Genomic DNA, 24,547 nt, shown 5'->3' on the forward strand with positions numbered 1-24,547 from the left:
CGCCATGTCCGACCGCCTTGCCGTGCTGCCCCAGTACCTGCTGCCCAAGGCCACGCTGACGCGCCTGGCGGGCCGCGCGGCGCGGGCCCAGGCGGGCGGCTGGACGACCGGCGCGATCCGCCGCTTCGTGGCCCGCTACGGCGTGGACATGACCGAGGCGGCCGACCCGGACATCACGCATTACCCGAGCTTCAACGAATTCTTCACCCGGGCGCTGAAGCCCGGCGCGCGGCCGCTCGCCGACACGCCCTGGGTGTGCCCGGTGGACGGTGCGATCAGCCAGTGCGGCCCGATCACGCGCGACCGCATCCTGCAGGCCAAGGGGCACGACTACAGCACCACTGCGCTGGTGGGCGGCGACGCGGCACTTGCCGCGCGCTTCGACGACGGCGCCTTCGCCACGCTCTACCTCAGCCCGCGCGACTACCACCGTATCCACATGCCCTGCGACGGCGCGCTGACACGCATGGTCCACGTGCCGGGCGCGCTGTTCTCGGTGAACCCGACCACCGCGCGCGGCGTGCCGGGCCTGTTCGCGCGCAACGAGCGCGTGGTGTGCGTGTTCGACTCGCCGCACGGGCCCTTCGTGCTGGTGCTGGTGGGGGCCACCATCGTCGGCAGCATGGCCACGGTGTGGCACGGCGTGGTCAACCCGCCGCGCCCCGGCACGCTGCGCGAATGGGCCTATGCGCCCGGCCAGGTGAGCCTGAAGCGCGGCGAGGAGATGGGCCGCTTCCTGCTCGGCTCGACGGTGGTGCTGCTGTTCCCCAGGGACACGCTGCGCTTCGTGCCGGCGTGGACGGCGGGCAAGGTGATCCGGATGGGCGAGGCGATGGCGCTGGCGGCCACGACGGTGTGACCGAGCCGAGGGCCGGCATGCCGCTGCACGGCGCTGTCGAAACGCGGTCGGCTCGTTCGTCGCCGGTCTGTGGAGCAGCCCGTGCTGCGACCGCGTCGCCCAACCGTTCTGCGAAAGGGACCCCGACATGAACGACGTGACCCTGTGCCTCTGGTACGACCGGTCGGCCGAGGAGGCCGCCCGCTTCTATGCCCAGACCTTCCCCGACAGCCGTGTCGGCGCCGTGCATCGCGCGCCGTCGGACTACCCCTCCGGCAAGGCGGGCGACGTGCTGGTCGTCCACTTCACCGTGCTCGGGCTGCCCTGCATCGGCCTGAACGGCGGCCCCGCGATCAGGCCGAACGAGGCCTTCTCGTTCCAGGTGGCCACCGACGACCAGGCGCAGACCGATCGCTACTGGAACGCGATCGTCGACAACGGCGGGCAGGAGAGCGCCTGCGGCTGGTGCAAGGACCGGTGGGGCATCTCGTGGCAGATCACGCCGCGCGTGCTGACCGAGGCCATGGCCGCGGGCGGCGACCGTGCCCGGCGCGCGTTCGAGGCGATGATGGACATGCGCAAGATCGACGTGGCCACGATCGAAGCGGCGGTCCGTGGCTGAGACGTCGAACCCCGCCGAGACCAGCTCCGCGCCGGCCCCGTCGCTGTGGGCCGACCTGCGCGCCGCGCTGCGCGGCACCGGCGCCGACTACACGCGCATACCGCTGAATCGCGCCGTGCTGCTGCTGGCCGTGCCGATGCTGATGGAGCTGGTGCTCGAATCGACCTTCGCCGTCGTCGACATCTTCTTCGTCGCGCAGCTCGGTGCATCGGCGGTGGCCACCGTCGGCCTGACGGAAACCTACCTCTTCCTGCTGTACTCGGTGGCGATGGGCCTGGCCATGGCGGTCACCGCCGTCGTCGCGCGGCGCATCGGCGAGCGGCGCGGCGAGGAAGCGGCGCTGTCGGCGGTGCAGGCGATCGCGCTCGCGGTGCTGGTGTCGCTGCCCTTCGCGGCGGCCGGCATCGTGTGGGCGCAGGACCTGCTGCGGCTGATGGGCGGCGACGCCTGGGTGGTCGAGCAGGGCTACCGCTACATGCAGTGGATGCTCGGCGGCAACACCGTCATCCTGCTGCTGTTCGTCATCAACGCGGTCTTTCGCGGCGCCGGCGACGCGGCGGCGGCCATGCGCGTGCTGTGGGTCGCCAACGCGCTGAACATCGTGCTCGACCCGATCCTGATCTTCGGGTTCGGGCCGGTGCCGGCCCTGGGCGTCGAAGGCGCGGCGATCGCCACCAACCTCGGCCGCGGGGCCGGCGTGCTGATGCAGCTGTGGATCCTGGCACGCGGCAGCGAGCACCTGCGCATCGCCCGGGCCAGCCTGCGCTGGGACGGCGCGACGCTGCTGAACATCGCACGCACCTCGCTGGGCGGCATCGGCCAGATGATCATCGGCATGACGGCCTGGATCTTCCTGATGCGCATCCTCGCCAGCGTCTCGACCGAGGCGGTGGCCGGCGCCACGATCGCGATGCGCATCATGATGTTCACGCTGATGCCGGCCTGGGGCATGTCCAACGCCGCGGCGACGCTGGTCGGCCAGAACCTCGGCGCCGGCGAGCCCGGGCGTGCCGAGGCAGCCGTGTGGCGCATCGGCTGGATGAACATGGCCTTCACGCTGGCCGTGTCGGTGGGGTTCTTCGTCTGGCACGACCCGATCGTCGGGCTGTTCACCGACGACGCGGCGGTCATCGCCATCGGCGGCGAGTGGCTGTCCATCCTCGCGTACTCGTACTTCGTCTACGGCTGGTGGATGGTGTCGGTGCAGGCTTTCAACGGCGCCGGCGACACGCTGACGCCGACCTGGATCAACCTGGTGTTCTTCTGGCTGATCCAGATCCCGCTGTCCTGGGTGCTCGCGCTGCCGATGGGCTGGGCGCACTCGGGCGTGTTCTGGGGCGTGTTCGTCTCCGAGACGGCGGTGGGCCTGTTCACGCTGTGGCTGTTCAGCCGCGGGCGCTGGAAGACGGCGCGGGTGTGAGGCGAGGTGCCGGTCACCCGGCCTCCGCCGCCTCGCCGCACAGCACCACGCCGCCGCGCGCCGGCAGTTGCAGCCGCAGCGTGGCGCCCCAGCCGGGAAGCGCCAGCGGCAGGCCCTCCAGCGCCACCTCCATCTCGGACGCCGCGCCCCGGTTCACGCCCACCAGGGTCGCGGCGCGGTCGGTGTAGCGGGCGAACACCAGCCAGTCGGCGCCGCTGGCGAGTGTCTGCATCGCGCCCTCGCGCCATTCGCGCCGGGCGCGGCGCCGGGCTGCCAGCGTGCGCACATGGTCGAGCAGGCCGTGCTGCCAGCCCTGCCCGCTCCAGTCCATGCAGCGGCGGCAGTCGGGGTCGGCGCCGCCCTGCATGCCGACCTCGTCGCCGTAGTACAGGCAGGGCACGCCCGGCAGCGTGAAGAGCAGCGTGAAGGCCAGGCGCATCAGCTCGAGGTCGCCATGCAGGCGCGTCAGCAGGCGCGGCGTGTCGTGGCTGCCGAGCAGGTTGAGCTGCGCGAGCTGCTGCGCATACGGCGTGGCGGCGCGTGCGCCGGCCATCCAGGCGTCGAAGCCGGCCGCATCGAGCGCAATCGGGTGGCCCGCCACGTCCACGCCGGCCAGCCAGGCCCACAGCGGCTGCGCGAAGCCGTGGTAGTTCATCACGCCGTCTTCCTGGTCGCCCTGCAGCCAGCGCGTGGCCTCGAAGAAGTGCTCGCCGAGCACGTAGGCCTGCGGGTTCTCCTGCTTGATCGCGCGCCGGATGCCGCGCACGTGAACCTCGTTGTGCCGGGCGCCCGGCCCCTCGCCGAGCATGTGGATCACGTCGAGCCGCCAGCCGTCGATCGCGTACGGCGGCCGCAGCCAGCGCCGCACGATCGCGTCGGGCCCCTCATAGACCGCCGCGCGCAGGGCCGGCTCGGCGAAGTCCAGCACCGGCAGCGCGGCGTGGCCCTTCCAGCCCAGCACCGCGCCCTGCGCGTCGCGTGCATACCAGTGCGGCCGCGCCTGGCGCCAGGGGTGGCGCGCACCGGTGTGGTTGAGCACCGCATCGAGCACCAGACGCATGCCGCGCGCGCTGAGCGCCTCGCGCAGCCGCACCAGCGCGGCGTCGCCGCCGAGCCGCGGATCGACGTGGTCGTAGTCCTCGGTGTCGTAGCGGTGGTTGCTGCCGGCACTGAACACCGGGTTCAGGTAGAGCGCGGTGGCGCCCACCGCGTGCTGCACGTGGTCGAGCCGGGCGATCAGTCCGTCGAGGTCGCCGCCGTAGCAGGCCTGCTGCAGCTGCGCCGGTGGCAGCGGCGCGCCCCAGGCCGGCTCGTGCGGCGTGGCGGCAGCCCGGGCGAAGCGGTCCGGGAACACCTGGTAGAACACCTGCTCGCGCACCCAGGCCGGCGGCGCCTCGGGGTGCACGCGGAAATGCAGCGCCTCGGGCGGGCAATGCGGATGCGCTCCGTCGGCGGCCAGCCAGTGCTGCGCACCGCCGGCCAGCAGCTTGAACGCATAACGCGTGGCCGGGTTGCCGCCGTCCCACGGCAGCAGCACCTCGTAGGCCTGCCACGCCCCCTGGTGCCCGGCCGCCTGCATGGGCAGCAAGGCCTCCTCGTTGTCCGGCAGGCTGCGCAGGAACACCGCGTCGGGCACCACGCCGCGCGTCAGCAGCACGACGCGGCAGCCCTCCGGCCCGGGCACTAGCCAGGGCGGGATCGGCGGGTGCAGCAGGCGCACGCGGTGCGCCGCTCAGAACGCCGCGGCCAGCCCGTCGCGCCGCGGGTCGCTGGCGGCGACGTAGCCTTCCACCGCCGGATCGCCCAGGCGCCAGATGAACTGGCCGGCGCCGAAGTCCTGGTAGCTGTCCTGGAAGTTCTCGACCTGGTGGCCCAGGTCGCGCAGGCCCTGCACCGTGGCCGCGGGCATCTCGGGCTCGACGTTGATCGAGCGGCCCTGGTTGAAGCGCCAGCGCGGCGCGTCGCAAGCGGCCTGCGGCTGCTGACCGAAGGCCAGCATGCGCACCAGCGTCTGCAGGTGGCCCTGCGGCTGCATGTTGCCGCCCATCACGCCGAAGCTCATCTGCGGCGCACCGTCCTTCGTGAGGAAGGCCGGGATGATGGTGTGGAACGGCCGCTTGCCCGGCGCGACGAGGTTGGGGCTCTTCGCATCGAGCGTGAAGCCGTGGCCGCGGTTCTGCAGCGACAGGCCGTACTCGGGCACCACCACGCCGGATCCGAAGCCCATGTAGTTGCTCTGGATGAACGAGACCATCATGCCGCGCTCGTCGGCCGCGGTGAGGTAGATGGTGCCGCCCTTGACCGGGTTGCCCGCGCCGAAGTCCTGCGCGCGCTTCGGGTCGATCAGCGTCGCGCGCTGCGCGAGGTAGCCGGCATCGAGCATCTGCGCCGGCGTGACCTCCATGCTCGCGGGTTCGGCGACGTAGCGGTAGACGTCGGCGAACGCCAGCTTCATCGCCTCGATCTGCAGGTGCTGCGCGGCGGTGGAATCGGGGGCGAGGCCCTGCAGGTCGAACTGCTTCAGGATGCCCAGCGCGATCAGCGCCGCGATGCCTTGCCCGTTGGGCGGGATCTCGTGCAGGCGGTGGCCGAGGTAATCCTGCGCGATCGGCTCGACCCAGCGCGGCGCGTAGGCCGCGAAGTCGCTCGCCCGCATCGCGCCGCCGTGGGCGCGTGCATGCGCCTCGGCCGCGGCGGCGATCTCGCCGCGGTAGAAGGCCTCGCCGCGTGTCTGCGCGATCAGCCGCAGCGTGCGCGCCGCGCCGGGCAGGCGGAACAGCTCGCCGACCTGCGGCGCGCGGCCGTGCGGCAGGAACACCTCGGCAAAGCCGGGCTGCGTGGTCAGCTCGGGCAGCTCGGCCGCCCAGCCCCACTTCTGCTGCACGACCACCGGCACCGCATAACCACGTTCGGCGATGTCGATGGCCGGCTGCAGCAGTTCCTCGAACGGCAGCTTCCCGAACTTCGCCGACAGCGCCGCCCAGGCCGACACCGCGCCCGGCACGGTGACGCTGTCCCAGCCGCGCTTGGGCGGCGCCTTCGCGTCGGCGCCGTGCCTGGCGCGGAAGTACTCGGGCGTCCAGGCGGCCGGCGCGCAGCCGCTGGCGTTCAGGCCGTGCAGCGTGCTGCCGTCCCAGACGATCGCGAAGGCGTCCGAGCCCAGGCCGTTGCTGCAGGGCTCGACGATGGTCATCGCGGCAGCCGCGGCGATCGCGGCGTCGATCGCATTGCCGCCCTGCGCCAGCATGCGCAGGCCGGCCTGCGCGGCCAGCGGGTGCGAGGTCGAGACGATGTTGCGCCCGAACACGGGCAGGCGCCGGCTGGGGTAGCCGGTGGTCCAGTCGAACGAGGTGCGGCTCACTTGAAGCTCCCGGAGTCACGGTATGCGGCGCGCTGGGCCACGTGGTGCAGGCGGCGCACGCCGAGCCACACGCCCAGCGCGATGATCGGAATGGCGATGGCGACGGCCACGTCGGGCGAGACGTTCAGCCCCGCCGACTTGCCGCCCTTGGCGAGGTAGCCGACGAGCCCCGCGCCATAGTAGGTGACGGCCGCCACCGACAGGCCCTCGACCGCGCTCTGCAGCATCAGCTGGGCCTTCTGGCGCCGGTTCATCGCATCCAGCAGCGCCCGGCTGCTCTGCTGCTGCTCGATCTCCACACGCGTGCGCAGCAGGTTCGAGACGCGCGAGATGCGCTCGGACAGGGCCTGCTGGCGCCGCGCCGCCCAGGCGCAGGTCTGCATCGCCGGCAGCAGGCGGCGGTCCATGAACTCCTGCACCGTCTGCAGGTTGTGCACGCGCTGCTCGCGCAGCTCGTCGATGCGCCGCTGCACCAGCTCGAAGTAGGCGCTGCTGGCGGAAAAGCGCGCGTGCGTGCGGGCGTACAGGCCCTCCACCTCGGCGGCCAGCTGCGTCAGCCGGCGCAGCAGCTCGGGCTCGTCCTCGGGGCGCGCGCTGCGGATGCGCTCGGCCACGTCGGCCAGGTCGCGCTCGGCGCCGACCAGCGCGGCGCCGACCTCGCGCGCCACCGGCAGGCCGAGCAGCGCCATCATGCGGTAGGTCTCGATCTCCAGCAGGCGCTGCACCAGCCGGCCGAGGCGGCGCGGCGTCATGTCGCCGGCCACGACGATCCAGCGCGCGAAGCCCTCGCCGTCGAGCCGGAAGTCGGTGTAGATGTCGGCCGAGCCGTCCATCACGCGCGCGCCGACCAGGCTGTCGTCGTTGAGCGTCTGCCGCACCAGCGGCGGCACCTGGTCGCGCGGCGTGATCGCCGGCTTCACCAGCACGTGCAGGCCGACCATCCACTGGCCCGGGATCGCCAGCAGCCACTCGCGCGGCACCTCGGCCAGCGGGCCGTGGGAGAAATCCTCCGGCACGCCGGGAAGCTGCTTCCAGAAGGTGCAGGTGTGGAACTCGCCGTGTTTCTCCCAGCGCAGGCGCAGGCCGCCGAGGTCCGTGCTCAGGTGGCTCGCGCCCGGCTCGGGTACGGGCAGCTGGCGTGTGCGCAGCAGCGCGGCCAGGTGTTCGCGCGGCGCGCCGGCCTCGCCGCCCACGTGCGCGACATGCGACAGCAGCAGCGGCGCACTCAGGCGCTCGTACGGCCGCGCGTGGACTTCGTGGTGCAGCGCGTCGCGCTGCGGGTGGACGGACTGCATGGGGTTCCTCCCGGGAGCCCGGATTATTCCGTCACCTCGCCGAGGTAGCGCTGCACGCGCGGCGGCGCGTCGCCGAGGTGAAACCCGAGGCGCCGGTCGCGCAGGCCGACGTCGGCGGCGGTGAAACGCTCGAGCCGGCGCAGGTGCTCGACCCAGCTTTCGTCGAGGAAGTACTCGATGTAGCGCCCGGGCACCGCGGCGTCGCGGAACAGGCCCCAGGAGAGCACCCCCTGGCGCAGGCGCGCCCGGCGTGTCTCCTGCATCACGGCGTGGAAGTCGGCGGCGCGCGTCGGGTCGATCAGGTACTCGACCGTCACCATCACCGGACCGTCGTCGGGGTGGGGCTCGACGGCCGGCTCGGGCACCTGGCTGGCCGGCCGGGCCGGGCTGAAGTCCTCGTCCACGCCGCCGCCGATGCTCATCCGGCGCGTGAACAGCAGCACCAGCGTGCCGGCGACCGCGGCGCAGACGATCGAGGTCGGCACGCTGGTCAGGCCGGCGACCTGCCCCCACAGCGCCGCACCGGCAGCGCTGCCGCCCATCAGCGCCATCTGGTAGACCGACATGCCGCGCGCGCGCACCCAGTTCGGCAGCGCCATCTGCGCCGCCAGCGTGAGCGAGTTGGCGGTGGCGATCCAGGCCATGCCCGCCACCATCATCGCCGGCACCGTCAGCCACACGCTGGGCGAGAGCGCGGCGGTGATCGATGCCGCCGCATGCGTCACCGTGCCCCAGCGCACGAACTGGTCGCGCCCGATGTCCTGGCGCAGCCGCGGCAGGTACAGCGCGGTGGCCACGGCGCCCGCGCCCATCGCGGCCAGCAGCAGCGTGAAGGTGCCCGCGCCGCCCTTCAGGCCGCGCGCCACGAGCGGCAGCAGCGCGGTCAGCGAGGTCGACTGCAGGAAGAACAGGAAGATGCGCACCAGCACCACGCGCATGCGCGGCGACTGCATCACGTGCTGCAGGCCGACGCGCATCGCGCCGACGAAGCGCTCGCCGGGCAGCGCACTGGCGCGGCGCTGCGACTTCCAGCGCAGGATCAGCACGAAGGCGACGATCGACAAGGCCGCGTTCAGCGCGAACACGAACTCGCTGCCCGCGCCGGCCAGCAGCGCGCCGGCAACCACCGGGCCGATGACACGCGACATGTTCATCGCGATGCCGTTGAGCGCCAGCGCGGCCGGCAGCTCGGGGCGCGGCACGACCTCGGGCACGATGGCCGCGAACACCGGCCAGCGCATCGCCATGCCGATGCCGTTGGCAAACGTCAGCGCAAGCAGCATGGGCGCCGTCAGCGCATCGGCGATCGACAGCAGGCACAGCACGACGGCGACACTGGCCACCCACAGCTGCGTGACGGCGAAGTACTTGCGCCGGTCGACGATGTCGGCCAGCGCGCCGCTGGGCAGGCCGAGCACGAACACCGGCAGCGTCGAGGCCGCCTGCACCAGCGCGACCATGACCGCGCTGTCGGTCAGCGAGGTCATCAGCCAGGCCGCCGCGACATCGTTCATCCACATGGTGATGTTGGCGGCCAGCCAGGCCAGCCACAGCATGCGGAACACCGGGCCCTTCAGCGGGGCCAGGGACGAGGTCGGCGCGGCGGAACTCATCGCAGGGCGAGCATAAGGCCGGAAACGACGAACCCCGCCGGGGCGGGGTTCGTCTCGGGGCGCGCGGGCCTCAGTCCTCTTCCTTGAAGGCCTCGGCGCGTTTGCTCTTGATGGTCGGCAGCATCACGACGATGACCATCAGCGCAGAGGCGACCAGCAGCCCGGCGGACAGCGGCCGGGTCATGAAGGTGCTCCAGTCGCCGCGCGACAGCAGCAGCGCGCGGCGCAGGTTCTCCTCCATCATCGGCCCGAGGATGAAGCCCAGCAGCAGCGGCGCCGGCTCGCAGTGCAGCTTGTAGAAGATGTAGCCCACCACGGCGAAGCCGGCCGCCATGAACACGTCGAAGTTGTTGTTGTTCAGCGTGTACAGGCCGATGCCGCAGAAGGCCATGATGGCCGGGAACAGGAAGCGGTAGGGCACCGTCAGCAGCTTGATCCAGATGCCGATCAGCGGCAGGTTCAGGATCACCAGCATCAGGTTGCCGATCCACATCGAGGCGATCAGGCCCCAGAACAGCTGCGGGTTGCTGGTCATCACCTGCGGGCCGGGCTGGATGCCCTTGATCGTCATCGCGCCGACCATCAGCGCCATCACCGCGTTGGGCGGGATGCCGAGCGTGAGCATCGGGATGAACGAGGTCTGCGCGCCGGCGTTGTTGGCCGACTCGGGGCCGGCGATGCCGCGGATGTCGCCCTTGCCGAAGCGGCTCGCGTCCTTGGCGACCTTCTTCTCGACCGTGTAGGCCGCGAACGAGGCGAGCAGCGCGCCGCCGCCGGGCAGGACGCCGAGGATGGAGCCCAGCGCGGTGCCGCGCAGCACGGCCGGCCAGGCGTCGTTGAAGTCCTGGCGCGTGGGCCACAGGCCCTTGACGTCCTTGGTGAACACCTCGCGGTGCTCGGCCGGCCGGCCCAGGTTGGCGATGATCTCGCCGAAGCCGAACACGCCCATCGCGATGGTGACGAAGCCGATGCCGTCGGTCAGCTCCGGGATGTCGAAGCTGTAGCGCGGGGTGCCCGAGATCACGTCGGTGTTGATCTGGCCGAGCAGCAGGCCCAGCAGGATCATCGAGATCGCCTTGACCAGCGAGCCCGAGGCCAGCACGACGGCGCCGATCAGGCCCAGCACCATCAGCGAGAAGTACTCGGCCGGGCCGAACTTGAAGGCCAGCTCGGTGAGCGGCGGCGCGAAGGCCGCGATGACGATGGTGCCCACGCAGCCGGCGAAGAACGAGCCCAGGCCGGCGGCCGCGAGCGCCGGACCGGCGCGGCCCTGGCGCGCCATCTGGTAGCCCTCGATCGCGGTGACCACCGAGGAGGCCTCGCCGGGCACGTTGATCAGGATCGCGGTGGTCGAGCCGCCGTACTGCGCGCCGTAGTAGATGCCGGCCAGCATGATCAGCGCCGGCGTCGCATCGAGCGCGTAGATCGAGGGCAGCAGCATCGCGATCGTGGCCACCGGGCCGAGGCCCGGCAGCACGCCGATCAGCGTGCCCAGCAGCGCGCCGCCGAAGGCGTACAGCAGGTTCTGGAGGGTGAAGGCGACGCTGAAGCCGAGCGTCAGGTTCTGCAGCAGTTCCATGATGCGCTCCTCAGGCCATGAACCACGGCTTGAGCGGGATCGTCAGGTTCAGCCCGTAGCTGAAGACGAGCCAGCTGAACACCGTGATGATCGCCGCGTTGAGCAGCGCCTCGCCCCAGTGGAACTCGTCGCCGGCCAGCGCCGAGGTGACGACCAGCAGCGGCAGGGCGATGAGCATGCCCAGGCGCGGCAGCAGCAGGCCGAACAGCACGACCGAGCCGACGATGATCAGCAGCGGCCGCCACGCGAAACGGCCGACCGGTTCACCGTCGCCGGTCTCGATCGTCAGCGCCTTGAACAGCACCATGCCGCCGAGCACGGCCATCAGGATGCCGAGGCCAAAGGGGAAGTAGCCCGGGCCCGGGCGCGCGGACTGCCCGAAGCTGTAGCTGGTCGCGCCCCAGGCAAAGCCCAGGCCGATCGCGATGAACATCAGACCCGACCAGAAGTCGCGCTGGCTCTTGATCTTCACGGGGTGTCTCCTCCGGCGATGACTTTGTTGCCGGGGATTCTAGGCAGCCCACCCCCCCTGCCCCGTGTGGTTTACACGTAGCGCGAATGGTCACTCTCGCGGGGACGGCGGGCCGGCTTGCGAGCGGCCCGGTGCTCGGCCCGCTCAGCGCGAGCGTCGACTCATTCCCACTTCGGCGTGCAGGCCAGCACCTCGTCGAGCGTGGTGAGGCCCTCGGCCACCTTCATCGCCCCGGCCACGCGCAGCGGGCGCAGGCCATCGTGCAGCGACTGGCGGCGCAGCTTGGGCATGTCGGTGACCGGCGAGATGCAGTCGCGTGCCGCATCGCCGATGGTCATCAGCTCGTACAGGCCGGCGCGGCCGCGGTAGCCCGTCATGCGGCACTCGAGGCAGCCCACCGGCTTGTACGGCCGCACGCCGCCGGACAGGCGCCAGGGCTTGACGAACTCCTGCAGCGCGTCGCGCGTGAGCGCATCGTCGGGCTGCTTGCAGGCCGTGCACAGCGTGCGCACGAGGCGCTGCGCGAGCACGCCGATCACCGTGGCGCTGATCAGGTAGGGCGGCACGCCCAGGTCCTCGAGCCGCGTGATCGCGGAGACCGAGTCGTTGGTGTGCAGCGTGCTGAAGACGAGGTGGCCGGTCAGAGCCGCCTGGATCGCCATCTCGGCGGTCTCGAGGTCGCGGATCTCGCCGACCATGATGATGTCCGGGTCCTGCCGCATCAGCGCGCGCAGGCCCTCGGCGAAGCCGAGGTCGATGTTGTGCTGCACCTGCGTCTGGTTCAGCGAGGGCTGGATCATCTCGATCGGGTCCTCGATGGTGCAGACGTTCACCTCGTCGGTGGCCAGGCGCCGCAGCGTGGAGTACAGCGTGGTCGTCTTGCCCGAGCCGGTGGGTCCGGTGACGAGGATGATGCCGTGCGGCCGCGCGACGAGATCCTCCCAGCGCTTGCCGTCGTGGTTGCCGAAGCCCAGCGCCTCGAGCGGCTTGACCGTGGTGTCGGGGTCGAAGATGCGCATCACCATCTTCTCGCCGAAGGCGGTGGGGATGGTGGACAGGCGCATCTCGACCTCCTCGCCGGCCGGGTTGCGCGTCTTGATGCGGCCGTCCAGCGGGCGGCGGCGTTCGACCACGTCCATGCGGCCGAGCAGCTTGACGCGCGCGATCATCGCGTTCATCACCCCCGGCGGCACCTGGTAGACGTTGTGCATCACGCCGTCGATGCGGAAGCGGATCACCGAGCGCTCGCGGCGCGGCTCGAGGTGGATGTCGCTGGCGCGCTGGTCGAAGGCGTACTGCCACAGCCAGTCGACCACCTGCACCACGCCCTGGTCGTTGGCATCGAGCTGGCGGTTGCTGCGGCCGAGTTCGACGAGCTGCTCGAAACTCGCCAGCGTGCTGGTCTCGCCGGTCTTGATGGCCGCGCGCACCGAGCGCGAGAGCGAGTAGAACTCGGTGGTGTACTTCTGCAGTTCCGGCGGGCTGACGACGACCAGCTTGATCGGCTTGCCGACATGCACCTCGATCTCCGGCACCCAGGCGATGTCGCAGGGCTCGCAGGTGGCGATGGTCACGTCGCGGATGCCCACGGTCAGCGGCAGCGCGCGGCGCCGCTCGGCATAGCTGATCGACATCACCTCGGCGACGCGGCCGACGTCGACCTTCAGCGGGTCGATGCGCAGGTAGGGCAGCCCGACGCGACCGGCCAGCCATTCGCTCCAGGCCTCGACGTCGAGCACCTTGCCGCGGCCGGGATCGCTCGCCTTCGCCAGGCCCAGCCCGGCAATGCGCACCAGCGGGTGCAGCCGGCTGTCGGCGCCGTGGAAGCGCTTCTCGGTGTCGCGCGCGTCGGCCTCGCTGATCAGGCCGTCGCGGCGTGCCCACTTGACCAGCGTGCGCCAGTCCAGCGCTCCGGTGTGCGGGGTCTCGAGCGGGAGGTCGGTGGGTTTCATCGCGGGTCGGCCGGGAGCGCGCGGATCATGCGCAGCCATTTTCGCGCCGGCAACCCGAGCCGCGTGTCGATCTGTTGCGCCCGGGCCTGCAGTTCGTCACGTTCGGGCAACGCGCCGCGGCGCAGCGCCGCCACGATGGTGTTGCCCTCGCGCGTGGGCCGCAGCGCGAACACCGTGCCGGCCGCGAAGGCCGCCGCGATGCGCTGCAGGCTGCGCTCGAAGCGCGCATCGCGGCCGAACAGGTTCACCGTCATCACGCCGGTGTCGGTCAGCACGCGTGCGCAGGCGCGGTAGAACGCCTCGCTGTCGAGCACCGGGCCGGCGGCCTCGTGGTCGTAGAGGTCCACGCACAGCACGTCCACCGAGCCGGTCTCGGCCACATCGAGCCAGTGCTGCGCGTCCTGCTGCACGACCGCCAGGCGCGGGCCGTCGTCGGGCAGCCGGAAGAAGGCGCGGCAGGCGGCGATCACCTCCGGGTTCAGCTCGACGGCCGTGCAGCGCATCTTCATGGCCCCATGGCAGAAGCGCGTGATGGCGCCGGCCCCGAGGCCCAGCTGCACCGCATGGCCGCGGGTCAGTTCGGCCGGCGGGCGCAGCAGCGTCCAGACCATCATGCGCTGCACGTACTCGAGCTCGATCTTCGCCGGCGTGCGCAGCCGCATCGCCCCCTGCACCCAGGGCGTTCCCAGGTGCAGGTAGCGCACGCCGTCGTGTTCCGAGACGGTGGCAGGCGACAACACGGGAGCCTTCGTCATGCCAGGCCGCAGGAGACGAAGGCCGCCCGCCAGGCCGCGAGCTTGCGCTCGAAGCTCCAGCTCGCGTTGGCCGGGCTGCTGGAGGGCAGGCGCAGCACCGGCACGCCGAGCGTGCGCGTGAGCGCCATCGCGCGCGCCGACTCGCCGCCGTTGTGGGCGATGGCCTGCAGGCCGGGGGCGCGCCGGCGCAGGCTGGCGAGGTCGTTGTGCTCGGCGTCCTCGATCGCGCTGTCCAGGCTGCCCGCGCGCCGGCAGCGGGCGTACACGTCCCAGATGCCCAGGCCGCGCCGCTTCACCTCGGCCAGGCGCTGCGGGTAGGGCAACGCACGCAGGTCGATGCCCCACAGCGCCGACAGGAGGGGCCAGAACTGGTTGCGCGGGTGGGCGTAGTACTCGCCGGCCGCGAGCGAGGCCACGCTCGGAAAGCTGCCGAGCACGACCAGCCGGGTGTTCCGCCCGATCACCGGCGCCAGGCCCTGGAGCGTCTCAGGCATGGGCGAGGCCGGGCAGGGCGGCGCGGGCGTTGGCGCCGGTTGCCTCGGCCAGCTCGGCGAGCGTCATGCCGCGCAGCGCGGCCAGCGCGGCGGCGATGCGCGGCAGCTCGGCCGGTTCGTTGCGCGAGCGTTCACCCGCAGCGCGCTGCGCCGCGGTGCGGTAGAGCCAGTGCGGCGGGATGTCGGGGGCGTCGGTCTCGAGCACGATGGCCGCCAGCGGCAGCTCGGCGGCATGGGCGCGGATCTGCAGTGCGCGCTCGAAGGTCAGCGCGCCGCCGAAGCCGAGCTTCAGGCCGAGCGCGACGAAGGCTTCGGCCTGCTGCCGGCTGCCGTTGAACGCATGGGCGATGCCGCCGGCCACCGGCAGCCGGCGCAGCTCGCGCAGCAGCGCATCGGCCGAGCGCCGCACGTGCAGGATCACCGGCAGCTCGAAACGCCGCGCCAGGCGCAGCTGTTCCACGTACAGGCGCTGTTGCAGCGCATGGTCCGGATCCGGGACGAAGTGATCCAGGCCGATCTCGCCCACCGCCACCAGTCGCGGGTCGCCGCGCCGCGCCTCGAGCTCGGCTTCCAGCTTCGCCAGGCCGTCCGCCCCGGCCCGAACCACGTACAGCGGGTGGATGCCCAGCGCATAGGCGAAACCATGCACGTGCGCCAGCTCGCGCACCGCGGCGAAGTTGTCCGGCTCGACCGCCGGGAGCACCATCCGGGCCACCCCCGCCTGCCGGGCGCGCGCGACCACCGCATCGCGGTCGGGCGTGAACTCTGGCGCATCGAGATGGCAATGGGTGTCGATCCACATGGCACGGATGATGCCTCGGTTGTGACAGGTCTCGCGCGCCGTGCTAACTTAGGCGCGCATCCCGGAGCCGTGAATGAAGAAGGCACCGCTTTACAGCCGCTCGCGCCGCCCCGGCCCGGGCCCGGCCGTGCCCGCCGTGCCCGCCGTGGCCGCCACGTCCGCGGAACCGGCAGCCCCCGCCGCCCCCGCCGCGCCCGGTCGCCGGCAGCGCGCCCTGCAGGCCTGGCGGCGCCACGAGCGGCGGCTCTGGTGGCTCGGCCTGCTGCTGGTGCTGGCGCTGGCCTGGGCCTGGCGCGCCGGCCCGTCGGGCAAGCCGGCACTGACGATCGAGCAGATCGACCACCTGATGCGCAAGTCGATCGCCGAGAAGCCGCTCGATTCCGCCGCCGCGCGTGCCTACGAGAAGGTGATCCCCTCGGTCGTGCGGGTGGTCGGCTACGCCAAGGACGAGGACGACACACCCGATCACGCCAAGGCGGCCCGCGAGGGCACGGAGACCCCAGCCCGCCCCGAAGCCGGCCAGCGCAAGGAGGCGGCGCGTGCCAAGGAGCCGGAGATGAAGGAGCGCGGCGTCGGCACCGGCGTCGTGATCATCGACAACGGCACCATCCTGACCAACCTGCACGTGGTGCTCGGCGCCGAGCAGGTCAAGGTGACCTTCATGGACGGGCTCGAAGCCGAGGCCCGCCTGGTCAGCGTGATGCCCGAGCACGACCTGGCGGTGCTGCAGTCGCGCAAGATCCCGGACGACCTGGCGGCCGCCACCATGCGCGGCACCGCCGACCTGCGTCCGGGCGACCGGGTGATGGCGGTGGGTTTCCCGTTCGGCGTCGGGCCCTCGGCCTCCGAGGGCGTCGTCTCCGGGCTCAAGCGCGAGTTCCGTTCGCCCGAGGGCGACCGGCTGCTGACCAACCTGATCCAGTTCGATGCGGCGGCCAACCCGGGCAACTCCGGCGGGCCGCTGGTCACGATGGAGGGCGAGGTGGTCGGCATCGTCACCGCGATCCTCAACCCGACCAAGCAGCGTGTGTTCGTCGGCATCGGCTTCGCCGTGCCGATCGAGAACGCCGCCGCCGGCGCCGGCATGCCGCCGTTCTAAGGAGCCCGATGGACACCCCCCCGAATGCCGAAGCCTCCACGCTGATGGAGCGCATCCTCTACGAGGTCAAGCGCGTCGTCGTCGGGCAGGATCACTTCCTCGAGCGCGTGATGGTCGCGCTGCTGGCCAACGGCCACCTGCTGGTCGAGGGCGTGCCGGGCCTGGCCAAGACGCTGACGGTCAAGACCCTGGCGCAGACCCTGCGCGGCAGCTTCAAGCGCATCCAGTTCACACCCGACCTGGTGCCGGCCGACCTGGTCGGCACGCGCATCTACAGCCCCAAGACCGGCGAGTTCGACACCTCGCTCGGCCCGGTGTTCACCCACCTGCTGCTGGCCGACGAGATCAACCGCGCGCCGGCCAAGGTGCAGAGCGCGCTGCTCGAGGTGATGCAGGAGCGCCAGGTCACGATCGCCGGCACCACCCACAAGGTGCCCGACCCCTTCCTCGTGATGGCCACGCAGAACCCGATCGAGACCGAGGGCACCTACCCGCTGCCGGAGGCGCAGGTCGACCGCTTCATGATGAAGGTGCTGGTCGACTACCCGAGCGAGGAGGAGGAGTTCGTGATCGCCCAGCGCGTCACCGGCGTGCCGGTGGCGGTGCAGGCGGTGGCCAGCATGGGCCAGCTGGTCGAGCTGCAGCAGGAGTGCCGCAAGGTCTACGTCGACCCGTCGCTGGCGCAATACGCCGTCAAGCTGGTCAGCGCAACGCGCCGGCCCGACAAGTACGAGCTCGCCGACCTCGCCAAGTACCTCACCTTCGGCGCCAGCCCGCGCGCCACCATCGGGCTGATCGAAGGCGCCCGGGCGCTGGCCTTCATGCGCGGCCGCAACTACGCACTGCCCGAGGACATGACCGGGCTGGTGGGCGACGTGCTGCGCCACCGCCTGGTGCTCAGCTACGAGGCGCTGGCCGACGGCCTGAACGCCGACCAGGTGATCGCCAAGGTGATGAAGAAGATCCCCGTGCCCGACAAGCCGCTGGCCGTCCCCCATGGAACAGGCGCCGCCAAGGGCTGACGCCGCCGAAGGCAGTGCGGACGCATTGCTGCGGCGGCTCGAGTGGACGGTGATCCGTCGGCTCGACGGCCTGCTGCAGGGCGACTACCGCACACTGTGGCGTGGTGCGGGCCTGGACCTGGCCGACCTGCGCGAATACCAGCACGGCGACGACGTGCGCCACATCGACTGGAACGTCACCGCGCGGCTGCAGGTGCCGCATGTGCGCCAGTACACCGAAGACCGCGAGATGGCGGCCTGGTTCCTGCTGGACCTGAGCGCCAGCATCGACTTCGGCTCCGACGCGCGCGCCAAGCGCGGCGTCGCGCGCGAATTCACCGCGGTGCTGGCGCGGCTGCTGACGCGCCACGGCAACCGCGTCGGCGCGTTGCTGTACGGCACCGAGGTCGACACCGTGATCCCGGCACGCGCCGGCCGCACCCACGTGCTGCACCTGCTGCAGCGCATGGCGCAGCGTCCCGCGCAGTCGGCCCCGGGTGCGACGCAGCTGCGCGAGCTGCTGCTGGCCGCGCAGCGCATCGTCAGGCGGCGCAGCACGCTGTTCGTGGTGTCGGACTTCATCAGCCCGCCGGGCTGGGAGCAGGCGCTGGCCGAGCTGGCGCGCCGCCACGAGGTGACCGCGGTGCGCCTGTACGACCCGCTCGAGATGGAGCTGCCCGACCTCGGCCTGGTCACGATGCACGATGCCGAGACCGGCGAGCAGCTGCTCGTCGACACCCACGACCCGGGTTTCCGGGCCCGCTTCGCCGCCGCCGCGCAGGCGCGCGAGACCGCCCTGCTCGAGACCCTGGCACGTGCCGGCGTCGACACCCTCGAGCTCGCCACCGACGACGATCTGCTGGATGCCATCCTGCGCTTCGCCGACCTGCGCCGCCAGCGCAGCCGCCTGGCCGCCGGCGGCGGCGTGCCGGCGCACCTGACCGAACTGAAGACCGTCTCGCGATGAAGAACCAGCTGCCGTTCAACTTCATCTGGCCCGAGATGCTGTGGCTGCTCGTGGCCCTGCCGCTGCTCGTGCTGCTCTACGTCTGGCTGATGCGCCGGCGCAAGAAGGTGGCGCTGCGTTATGCCAGCCTGGCGCTGGTGAAACAGGCGATGGGCCGCAGCAGCGCGTGGCGCCGCCACGTGCCGCCAGCGCTGATGCTGCTGGCGCTGGCGGCGCTGCTGCTGGCGGTGGCGCGGCCGACCGCGGTGATCAGCCTGCCCTCGCAGCAGGAGACCATCGTGCTGGCGATGGACGTCTCCGGGAGCATGCGCGCCGCCGACGTTCAGCCGAACCGGCTGGTGGCCTCGCAGGAAGCGGCCAAGGCCTTCGTCGCCGAGCTGCCGCGCAGCGTGCGCGTGGCGGTGGTGCAGTTCGCCGGCACCGCGGCGGTGGTGCAGCCACCGACGCACAGCCGCGAGGACGTCTACGCCGCGATCGACCGCTTCCAGCTGCAGCGCGGCACGGCCACCGGCAGCGGCATCGTGCTCTCGCTCGCGACGCTGTTCCCGGACGCCGGCATCGACCTGTCGCAGATCACCGGCCAGCGCGCCATGCCGCCGGGGCCGAACGACAAGCCGCGGCCCGAGTTCACGCCGGTCGAGCCCGGCTCCTACGGCTCGGCGGCGATCATCATGCTGACCGACGGGCAACGCACCACCGGGCCCGATCCGCTCGAGGCGGCCAAGATGGCGGCCGACCGCGGCGTCCGGGTCTACACGGTGGGCATCGGCACCAAGGAAGGCGAGACCATCGGCTTCGAAGGCTGGTCGATGCGGGTGCGGCTGGACGAGGACGCTCTCAAGGCGGTGGCGCAGATGACCCGCGCCGACTACTTCTACGCCGGCACCGCCGAGGACCTGAAGAAGGTCTACCAGGGCCTGTCGACGCGCCTGGTGGTCGAGCGCAAGGAAACCGAGATCAGCGGCCTGGTCGCCGCGCTCGGGGCCCTGCTCGTGGTGCTGTCGGCCGCGCTGTCGGTGGCCTGGTTCGGCCGCGTGGCCTGAGAGTCTGAGCGCGCTGCCGGCCGCGCCTCACTGCAGGCGCACCGAGTCGTCGAACTGCCAGCTGCGGCGGATCTCGATCACGTCGAAGTCGCGCGCCAGGCCGGGCGGGAACGGCGCGTAGGGACGCTGGGTCTCGACGATGCGTCGGATGCCCTCGTCGACCGCGGGCACGCCGCTGGAGACGTCGAAGCTCATCGACTCGACCGAGCCGTCGCTGCGGATCGACACCCGCACCAGCGCCGCGCGGTGGGCCTGCTTGGCGAGCTCGCGCACCGTCTCGACGGGCGTGTTGAACTGGATCTTGCGGGCCCAGGCCTCCGCGTACTCGACGAGCTCGCGGTTCGGGTCCGAGCGCCCCCAGAGCCGGACGCGGCGCGCCGTGCTCAACGACAGCGGCAGCGGGTTGGCTGAACGGTTGGCGGCCAGCGCCGCATCGCGCTTGGCGGCTTCCTCGTCGAGCTGACGGCCGATGGAGCGCAGCACCGCCTCGCGCCGCGCGGCCTCTTCCTGGCGCGCCGCCTCTTGTCGTGCGGCCTCTTGGCGCGCCGCCTCTTGTCGTGCGGCCTCTTGGCGTGCGGCCTCTTGGCGTGCGGCCTCCTGTCGAGCGGCTTCCTGTCGCGCCGCTTCCCGTCGTGCCGCTTCCTGCCGTGCCGCTTCCTGCCGTGCCGCTTCCTGTCGTGCCGCTTCCTGCCGAGCGGCCTCCTGACGTGCGGCCTCTTGCCGTGCCGCTTCCTGCCGTGCCGCTTCCTGCCGTGCGGCTTCCTGCCGTGCGGCTTCCTGCCGTGCGGCTTCCTGTCGCGCCGCTTCCTGTCGCGCCGCTTCCTGTCGCGCCGCTTCCTGTCGCGCCGCTTCCTGTCGTGCGGCTTCCTGCCCTGCCGCTTCCTGGCGCGCGGTTTCCAGTCGTGCAGTCTCCTGGCGCGCTGCTTCCTGCCGGGCGGCTTCCCGTCGTGCCGCCTCCTGACGTGCGGCTTCCTGGCGCGCCGCCTCTTGCCGGATCATCTCCTGTCGCTCAGCCTCCTGTCGCGCCGCCTCCTGTCGGGCCGCCTCCTGTCGGGCCGCCTCCTGTCGGGCCGCCTCCTGTCGGGCCGCTTCCTGTCGGGCCGCTTCCTGTCGGGCCGCTTCCTGTCGGGCCGCTTCCTGTCGAGCGGCCTCCTGGCGCTCCGCCTCTTGGCGCGCTGCGTCCTGCCGTGCCGCTTCCTGCCGGGCGACTTCCAGGCGTTCCGACTCCCGGCGTGCTTCCTCCTGCCGAATCGCCTCCTGCCGGAGTTGCTCCTGCCGCGCCGCCTCCAGCCGCGCGGCCTCCTGTTGCTGCGCTGCCAGCGCGGCGTCGTCGGGAAGCGGGGTCGCCGGCGGCGCCGCCTCGGGGCTCGACGCGCCGGGGGCGGGCATGGCAACCCGGTCCGGGGCGACCGGGGCGTCCTGCAGCGCCACAGCAGGTTCATCCGACGGCCCCACATCGCCGCGGGCCGGTTCCGGACGCGGAACGGCAGCGACGGTCTCGCGCACGGGATCGGGAACGGGATCGGGCACGGTCGGCGCAGCAGCGACCGCCGGGGCCGGTGCCAGGCGCCGGGCCGGGCGATGGGCCCGCACACCGCCTGTCCGCGGCCGCGGGGCCGCTGCCGGCGGCGGCGCGGGTGGCGGCGGCTCGACTGTCGGCGGGCGCCCGAGCGACGCGCTGAGCGTCGGCGCCGGTGGCGGTGCCGGCGCCGCCACGGGCGGGGCCGGGGACGGGGCCGGCACCAGCACGATGCGCAGGTCGGGCACCTCGACGCGTCGATCGCGCCACGGGAAGACGAGGCCAGGCAAGCCCAGTTCCGCGCCGCCGAACACCAGGCTGAGCAGCAGCGCGTGGAACAACAGCGAGATCAGCAGCGCGATCACCAGCGGCCGGTGCTCGGCACCGCGCTGCGGCGGGTCCGGCGGCGGCATGGCGCGGCAAGGCGCCGCGCTGGCAGGCCTGGGCGCTGGCGCGTCGGTAACGGTCGAGACGCGCATGCGGCCCATCGCGTCGATTCTCGTGGATCCCGGCGCGCCGCCCGTGCGCCGGCGACCGCCCAGGCGGGGGCCCGGGCGACCGGCTCGTTCGCAGCGGGTCAGGCCTCGAAGCGTCCGCCGGCCAGCCGCAGCCGGCGATCGCAGCGCGCCGCCAGGCCCTCGTCGTGCGTCACCAGCACGAAGGCCGTGGCACGCTCGCGCGCCAGGCCGAGCATGAGCGCGAACACCGTGTCGGCCGTGGCGCGGTCGAGGTTGCCGGTCGGCTCGTCGGCCAGCACGCAGGCCGGCTGGCCGGCCAGCGCGCGGGCGATCGCCACGCGCTGGCGCTCGCCGCCGGAGAGCTCCGCGGGGCGGTGCTGCAGCCGCGCGCCCAGCCCGACCTGGCCCAGCACCTGCGCGGCCTGCTCGCGCGCCTCGGCCAGCGGCACGCGCCGCACGCGCAGCGGCATCGCCACGTTGTCGAGCGCGCTGAATTCCGGCAGCAGGTGGTGGAACTGGTAGACGAAGCCGAGGTGCCGGTTGCGCCACAGCCCCTGCGCGGCCGGGTCCATCGAGGCGAAGTTGCGCCCGGCCAGGAACACATGGCCCTGGCTCGGCGAGTCCAGCCCGCCGAGCAGGTGCAGCAGCGTGCTCTTGCCCGACCCCGAGGCGCCGACGATGGCCAGCGTCTCGCCCGGCCGCACGTCGAGGTCGATGCCCTGCAGCACCGAGACGTCGAGCCCGCCCTCGGCGAAGCGGCGGTGCAGGCTCTGCGCCCGCAGGATGGGCTCGATCGGCACCGAGTCACTCATAACGCAGCGCCTGGGCCGGTTGCACGCGGCTCGCGCGCCAGCTCGGGTAGAGCGTGGCCACGAAGGCCAGCAGCAGCGAGATCAGCGCGATCGGCACGATGTCGCCGCTGCGCGGGTCGCTCGGCATGCGGCTGATCACGTAGATGCTGCCGGGCAGGAAGCTGACGTTCAGCGCGCGCTCGATGACCGGCACGATCACGTCGACGTTGAACGCGATCACCAGGCCGAGCAGCACGCCGGCCAGCGTGCCGATCACGCCCGAGGCCGCCCCCTGGACCATGAAGATGCCCATCACCGAGCGCGGGCTGGCGCCCAGCGTGCGCAGGATGGCGATGTCGGCCTGCTTGTCGGTCACGGTCATCACCAGCGTCGAGACCAGGTTGAACGCGGCCACCGCGACGATCAGCGTCAGGATGATGAACATCAGCCGCTTCTCGATCTGCACCGCGTCGAACCAGTTGCGGTTGGTGCGGGTCCAGTCGCGCACCAGCACCGAGGGGCCCATGTTCTGGGCGAGCTCGGCGCCGACCTCGCGCGCGGCCTGTACGTCCTTCAGGCGCAGCTGCACGCCGGTCGGCCCGGCGACGCGGAACAGCTTGGCCGCGTCGTCCAGGTGCATCAGCGCCAGGCCGCTGTCGTACTCGTAGTGCCCGGCCTCGAAGGTGCCGACCACGGTGAGCTGCTTCAGGCGCGGCAGCACGCCGGCCGGCGTGACCTGGCCGCCCGGCGCGATCAGCGTGACCTTGTCGCCCTCGCGCACGCCGAGCTGGCGCGCCAGTTCGCCGCCCAGCACGATGCCCCAGCGGCCCGGCAGCAGCTGGGCGAGCACCGTGCCGCGCAGCTTCGCGGCGAGGTCCGTGACGGTGGCCTCGTCGACCGGCGAGATGCCGCGCACGACCGCACCGCGCATGTCCTCGCCGCGTGCGATCAGCGCCTGCGTGGCGATGAAGGGCGCGGCGCCGATCACCTGCGGGTTCTGGCGCGCCTTCGCCGCGGTGGCTCCCCAGTCGGGCAGCGCGGCACCGCCGGGCTCGAGCACCTCGACATGCGCGATCACCGAGAGCATGCGGTCGCGCACTTCCTTCTGGAAGCCGTTCATCACCGACAGCACGATGATCAGCGCGGCCACGCCCAGCGCGATGCCGAGCATCGACACGGCCGAGATGAACGAGATGAATCCGTTGCGCCGCCCGGTGCGCCCGGCACGCGTGTAGCGCCAGCCGATCTGCAGCTCGTAGGGCCAGTTCATGGGGAGGCGATGCTACCCGAGGGCGATCGTCGCGGCGGCCGCGCCGGTCATCCCCCCGGATGCATGCCGTGACACCCCGGCTCCCGGCGCGACCGACCGCAGGCCCGAAAATGCCCGGATGTCCGCTGCACGTGTGGGTTTCATCCTTCTTTCCAACCGCCACCAGTCCCTGCCCAGCACGCGCATCTCCGTGCTGAACATGCTGCCCTACCTGCGCGATGCCGGCTTCGCGGCCGAGATCGCGTACGAACCGGCACAGCCCAACCACACCCCCGACCTGTCCGGCCTCGACCTGCGCGCGCTGGCCGCGCGCTACGACCTGGTGTACTTCCAGAAGGTGCACGGCAGCTCCGTGCTGCAGGCGGTGCGCACGCTGGAGCACGCCGGCGTCCGCACCGTCTTCGGGCTGTGCGACTGGGTCACCCCGGACATGGTGGAAGCCACCTCGGCCACCGCGGTCGTCACCGAGCACCTGCGCATGCTGCACCCGGTGCCGCTGCGCTCGAAGATGCACGTGGTGCACGACGGCATCGAGCAGCCCGCGCGCCGGCGACCGCCCGCCTCCGACAACCCCGGCTCGCGCCGGCGACCGCTGCGTGCGGTGCTGGTCACCTCGTCGGCGCCGGCGATCCTGCCGATCCTGGCGCGCCCGCCGGAGTGGCTGCGGGTGCGTATCGTCGGCGCCTACCCGGCCCCCGCCTGGCGCGGCAGTCGGCTGCGCTGGGTTCGCGAGCAGCTGGCCGTGCGTCCGGCGGGCGAACGGCTGGCGACCTTGTCGTCCATCCTCGATCGCCGCATCGAGCGCGTGCCCTGGCACCCGACCGGCGTGTACGACCAGCTCGAGCAGGCCGACATCGGCGTGATCCCGATCGACATGGAGCATGCCGCGGCCTGGCAGCAGAAGTCGGAGAACCGCCTGACCCTGAAGATGGCCGCCGGCCTGCCGGTGATCACCACGCCCATCCCGGCCTACGAGGCGGTGGTCGAGCACGGCCGCAACGCGTTCTTCGCGCACGGTCGCGCGGACTGGCTGCAGCACCTGGAGGCGCTGCGCGACCCGGCCCTGCGCCAGGCGGTCGGCGAGCGCGCACGCGCCGCGGTGCTGCCGCGCTTCTCGAAGGAGGCCCAGGCGCAGGCGCTGATCGCGACGCTGCAGGCCGCGCTGGCCCGGGTGCCGGCCGAGGCGGCCGGATAAT

21 protein-coding genes are annotated in these 24,547 nt (G+C 72.2%); 8 read left to right on the forward strand and 13 right to left on the reverse strand.

Annotation, left to right across the window (positions count from 1 at the left end):
• The first annotated feature begins 4 nt into the window (after positions 1–4).
• The 3 genes from asd to D9C15_RS04605 all read left to right on the forward strand — a co-directional run bounded on the left by asd (position 5) and on the right by D9C15_RS04605 (position 2,880).
• Entirely contained in the window at positions 5–859 is an 855-nt protein-coding gene (gene asd, locus D9C15_RS04595) for an archaetidylserine decarboxylase (RefSeq protein ID WP_127996265.1), read from the forward strand.
• A gap of 127 nt (positions 860–986) precedes the next feature.
• The gene (locus D9C15_RS04600; RefSeq protein WP_127996266.1) at positions 987–1,460 is read left to right on the forward strand and encodes a VOC family protein; all 474 of its coding nucleotides are present in this window, start codon (positions 987–989) and stop codon (positions 1,458–1,460) included.
• A complete protein-coding gene (locus D9C15_RS04605; RefSeq protein WP_127996267.1) occupies positions 1,453–2,880 on the forward strand; it encodes an MATE family efflux transporter in 1,428 nt (475 codons plus the stop codon). Before D9C15_RS04600 ends, D9C15_RS04605 begins: the two co-directional genes overlap by 8 nt.
• Before the next feature lie 13 nt (positions 2,881–2,893).
• Here the strand turns inward: D9C15_RS04605 and malZ are convergent, their stop codons facing one another.
• From malZ to D9C15_RS04655, 10 genes are all read right to left on the reverse strand, one after another.
• On the reverse strand, positions 2,894–4,600 hold the full coding sequence (gene malZ, locus D9C15_RS04610; RefSeq protein ID WP_127996268.1) for a maltodextrin glucosidase: 1,707 nt from the start codon (positions 4,598–4,600) through the stop codon (positions 2,894–2,896).
• Positions 4,601–4,612: 12 nt separating this feature from the next.
• Entirely contained in the window at positions 4,613–6,241 is a 1,629-nt protein-coding gene (locus D9C15_RS04615) for a gamma-glutamyltransferase family protein (RefSeq protein ID WP_127996269.1), read from the reverse strand.
• Positions 6,238–7,536 (reverse strand): DUF3422 family protein, encoded by a 1,299-nt coding sequence (locus D9C15_RS04620; RefSeq protein WP_127996270.1) that lies wholly within the window; start codon positions 7,534–7,536, stop codon positions 6,238–6,240. Before D9C15_RS04620 ends, D9C15_RS04615 begins: the two co-directional genes overlap by 4 nt.
• Positions 7,537–7,559: 23 nt before the next feature.
• Positions 7,560–9,149 carry an MFS transporter gene (locus D9C15_RS04625; RefSeq protein WP_127996271.1) on the reverse strand — a complete coding sequence of 530 codons (1,590 nt, stop codon included), beginning with the start codon at positions 9,147–9,149 and terminating at the stop codon, positions 7,560–7,562.
• Between the two features lie 70 nt (positions 9,150–9,219).
• Positions 9,220–10,728: a tripartite tricarboxylate transporter permease gene (locus D9C15_RS04630; protein WP_127996272.1), complete on the reverse strand. Its 1,509-nt coding sequence runs from the start codon at positions 10,726–10,728 to the stop codon at positions 9,220–9,222.
• A gap of 10 nt (positions 10,729–10,738) precedes the next feature.
• Positions 10,739–11,200, reverse strand: coding sequence for a tripartite tricarboxylate transporter TctB family protein (locus tag D9C15_RS04635; RefSeq protein WP_127996273.1), 462 nt, complete (start codon positions 11,198–11,200; stop codon positions 10,739–10,741).
• Between the two features lie 161 nt (positions 11,201–11,361).
• Entirely contained in the window at positions 11,362–13,152 is a 1,791-nt protein-coding gene (locus tag D9C15_RS04640) for a GspE/PulE family protein (protein WP_205854721.1), read from the reverse strand.
• Positions 13,149–13,907, reverse strand: coding sequence for a methyltransferase domain-containing protein (locus tag D9C15_RS04645; RefSeq protein WP_127996275.1), 759 nt, complete (start codon positions 13,905–13,907; stop codon positions 13,149–13,151). The genes D9C15_RS04640 and D9C15_RS04645 overlap by 4 nt, the downstream gene beginning before the upstream one ends.
• Complete coding sequence (locus D9C15_RS04650) at positions 13,904–14,401, reverse strand: DNA-deoxyinosine glycosylase (protein WP_127996276.1); 498 nt, start codon at positions 14,399–14,401, stop codon at positions 13,904–13,906. The genes D9C15_RS04645 and D9C15_RS04650 overlap by 4 nt, the downstream gene beginning before the upstream one ends.
• Positions 14,394–15,203, reverse strand: a complete 810-nt coding sequence (locus tag D9C15_RS04655) for a TatD family hydrolase (RefSeq protein ID WP_127996277.1) — start codon at positions 15,201–15,203, stop codon at positions 14,394–14,396. Before D9C15_RS04655 ends, D9C15_RS04650 begins: the two co-directional genes overlap by 8 nt.
• A gap of 73 nt (positions 15,204–15,276) precedes the next feature.
• On the opposite strand from D9C15_RS04655, the gene D9C15_RS04660 reads away from it, so the two are divergent.
• Genes D9C15_RS04660 through D9C15_RS04675 form a run of 4 tightly spaced genes read left to right on the forward strand, consistent with a single transcriptional unit; the run spans position 15,277 to position 19,313 of the window.
• A complete protein-coding gene (locus tag D9C15_RS04660; protein ID WP_127996278.1) occupies positions 15,277–16,302 on the forward strand; it encodes a S1C family serine protease in 1,026 nt (341 codons plus the stop codon).
• An 8-nt stretch (positions 16,303–16,310) separates the two neighbouring features.
• Positions 16,311–17,324, forward strand: a complete 1,014-nt coding sequence (locus D9C15_RS04665) for an AAA family ATPase (RefSeq protein ID WP_240668290.1) — start codon at positions 16,311–16,313, stop codon at positions 17,322–17,324.
• Positions 17,299–18,270 (forward strand): DUF58 domain-containing protein, encoded by a 972-nt coding sequence (locus D9C15_RS04670; protein WP_127996279.1) that lies wholly within the window; start codon positions 17,299–17,301, stop codon positions 18,268–18,270. The genes D9C15_RS04665 and D9C15_RS04670 overlap by 26 nt, the downstream gene beginning before the upstream one ends.
• A complete protein-coding gene (locus D9C15_RS04675) occupies positions 18,267–19,313 on the forward strand; it encodes a VWA domain-containing protein (protein WP_127996280.1) in 1,047 nt (348 codons plus the stop codon). The genes D9C15_RS04670 and D9C15_RS04675 overlap by 4 nt, the downstream gene beginning before the upstream one ends.
• Before the next feature lie 27 nt (positions 19,314–19,340).
• Here D9C15_RS04675 and D9C15_RS04680 read toward each other — a convergent pair whose 3' ends face one another.
• The 3 genes from D9C15_RS04680 to D9C15_RS04690 all read right to left on the reverse strand — a co-directional run bounded on the left by D9C15_RS04680 (position 19,341) and on the right by D9C15_RS04690 (position 23,351).
• Positions 19,341–21,320: a histone H1-like repetitive region-containing protein gene (locus D9C15_RS04680; RefSeq protein WP_127996281.1), complete on the reverse strand. Its 1,980-nt coding sequence runs from the start codon at positions 21,318–21,320 to the stop codon at positions 19,341–19,343.
• 89 nt (positions 21,321–21,409) lie between these two features.
• Positions 21,410–22,102: an ABC transporter ATP-binding protein gene (locus tag D9C15_RS04685; RefSeq protein WP_127996282.1), complete on the reverse strand. Its 693-nt coding sequence runs from the start codon at positions 22,100–22,102 to the stop codon at positions 21,410–21,412.
• Positions 22,095–23,351 carry a lipoprotein-releasing ABC transporter permease subunit gene (locus D9C15_RS04690; RefSeq protein ID WP_127996283.1) on the reverse strand — a complete coding sequence of 419 codons (1,257 nt, stop codon included), beginning with the start codon at positions 23,349–23,351 and terminating at the stop codon, positions 22,095–22,097. The genes D9C15_RS04685 and D9C15_RS04690 overlap by 8 nt, the downstream gene beginning before the upstream one ends.
• Positions 23,352–23,469: 118 nt before the next feature.
• Between D9C15_RS04690 and D9C15_RS04695 the strand changes: the two genes are divergently transcribed.
• A complete protein-coding gene (locus tag D9C15_RS04695) occupies positions 23,470–24,546 on the forward strand; it encodes a glycosyltransferase family protein (protein WP_164886644.1) in 1,077 nt (358 codons plus the stop codon).
• Position 24,547: the final 1 nt, after the last annotated feature.

It is taken from the genome of Piscinibacter defluvii (assembly GCF_004011805.1).
Classification (GTDB): Bacteria; Pseudomonadota; Gammaproteobacteria; order Burkholderiales; family Burkholderiaceae_C; genus Piscinibacter; species Piscinibacter defluvii.

What these genes read in the sequence shown, in the direction of transcription:
- D9C15_RS04655 (WP_127996277.1), bottom strand. Translation starts at nt 15,203, where the DNA reads ATGTGGATCGACACCCATTGCCATCTCGATGCGCCAGAGTTCACGCCC.
- D9C15_RS04620 (WP_127996270.1), bottom strand. Translation starts at nt 7,536, where the DNA reads ATGCAGTCCGTCCACCCGCAGCGCGACGCGCTGCACCACGAAGTCCAC.
- D9C15_RS04695 (WP_164886644.1), top strand. Translation starts at nt 23,470, where the DNA reads ATGTCCGCTGCACGTGTGGGTTTCATCCTTCTTTCCAACCGCCACCAG.
- D9C15_RS04645 (WP_127996275.1), bottom strand. Translation starts at nt 13,907, where the DNA reads ATGACGAAGGCTCCCGTGTTGTCGCCTGCCACCGTCTCGGAACACGAC.
- D9C15_RS04650 (WP_127996276.1), bottom strand. Translation starts at nt 14,401, where the DNA reads ATGCCTGAGACGCTCCAGGGCCTGGCGCCGGTGATCGGGCGGAACACC.
- D9C15_RS04675 (WP_127996280.1), top strand. Translation starts at nt 18,267, where the DNA reads ATGAAGAACCAGCTGCCGTTCAACTTCATCTGGCCCGAGATGCTGTGG.
- D9C15_RS04685 (WP_127996282.1), bottom strand. Translation starts at nt 22,102, where the DNA reads ATGAGTGACTCGGTGCCGATCGAGCCCATCCTGCGGGCGCAGAGCCTG.
- D9C15_RS04625 (WP_127996271.1), bottom strand. Translation starts at nt 9,149, where the DNA reads ATGAGTTCCGCCGCGCCGACCTCGTCCCTGGCCCCGCTGAAGGGCCCG.
- D9C15_RS04690 (WP_127996283.1), bottom strand. Translation starts at nt 23,351, where the DNA reads ATGAACTGGCCCTACGAGCTGCAGATCGGCTGGCGCTACACGCGTGCC.
- asd (WP_127996265.1), top strand. Translation starts at nt 5, where the DNA reads ATGTCCGACCGCCTTGCCGTGCTGCCCCAGTACCTGCTGCCCAAGGCC.
- D9C15_RS04640 (WP_205854721.1), bottom strand. Translation starts at nt 13,152, where the DNA reads ATGAAACCCACCGACCTCCCGCTCGAGACCCCGCACACCGGAGCGCTG.
- D9C15_RS04600 (WP_127996266.1), top strand. Translation starts at nt 987, where the DNA reads ATGAACGACGTGACCCTGTGCCTCTGGTACGACCGGTCGGCCGAGGAG.
- D9C15_RS04680 (WP_127996281.1), bottom strand. Translation starts at nt 21,320, where the DNA reads ATGGGCCGCATGCGCGTCTCGACCGTTACCGACGCGCCAGCGCCCAGG.
- D9C15_RS04665 (WP_240668290.1), top strand. Translation starts at nt 16,311, where the DNA reads ATGGACACCCCCCCGAATGCCGAAGCCTCCACGCTGATGGAGCGCATC.
- D9C15_RS04670 (WP_127996279.1), top strand. Translation starts at nt 17,299, where the DNA reads ATGGAACAGGCGCCGCCAAGGGCTGACGCCGCCGAAGGCAGTGCGGAC.
- D9C15_RS04630 (WP_127996272.1), bottom strand. Translation starts at nt 10,728, where the DNA reads ATGGAACTGCTGCAGAACCTGACGCTCGGCTTCAGCGTCGCCTTCACC.
- D9C15_RS04660 (WP_127996278.1), top strand. Translation starts at nt 15,277, where the DNA reads ATGAAGAAGGCACCGCTTTACAGCCGCTCGCGCCGCCCCGGCCCGGGC.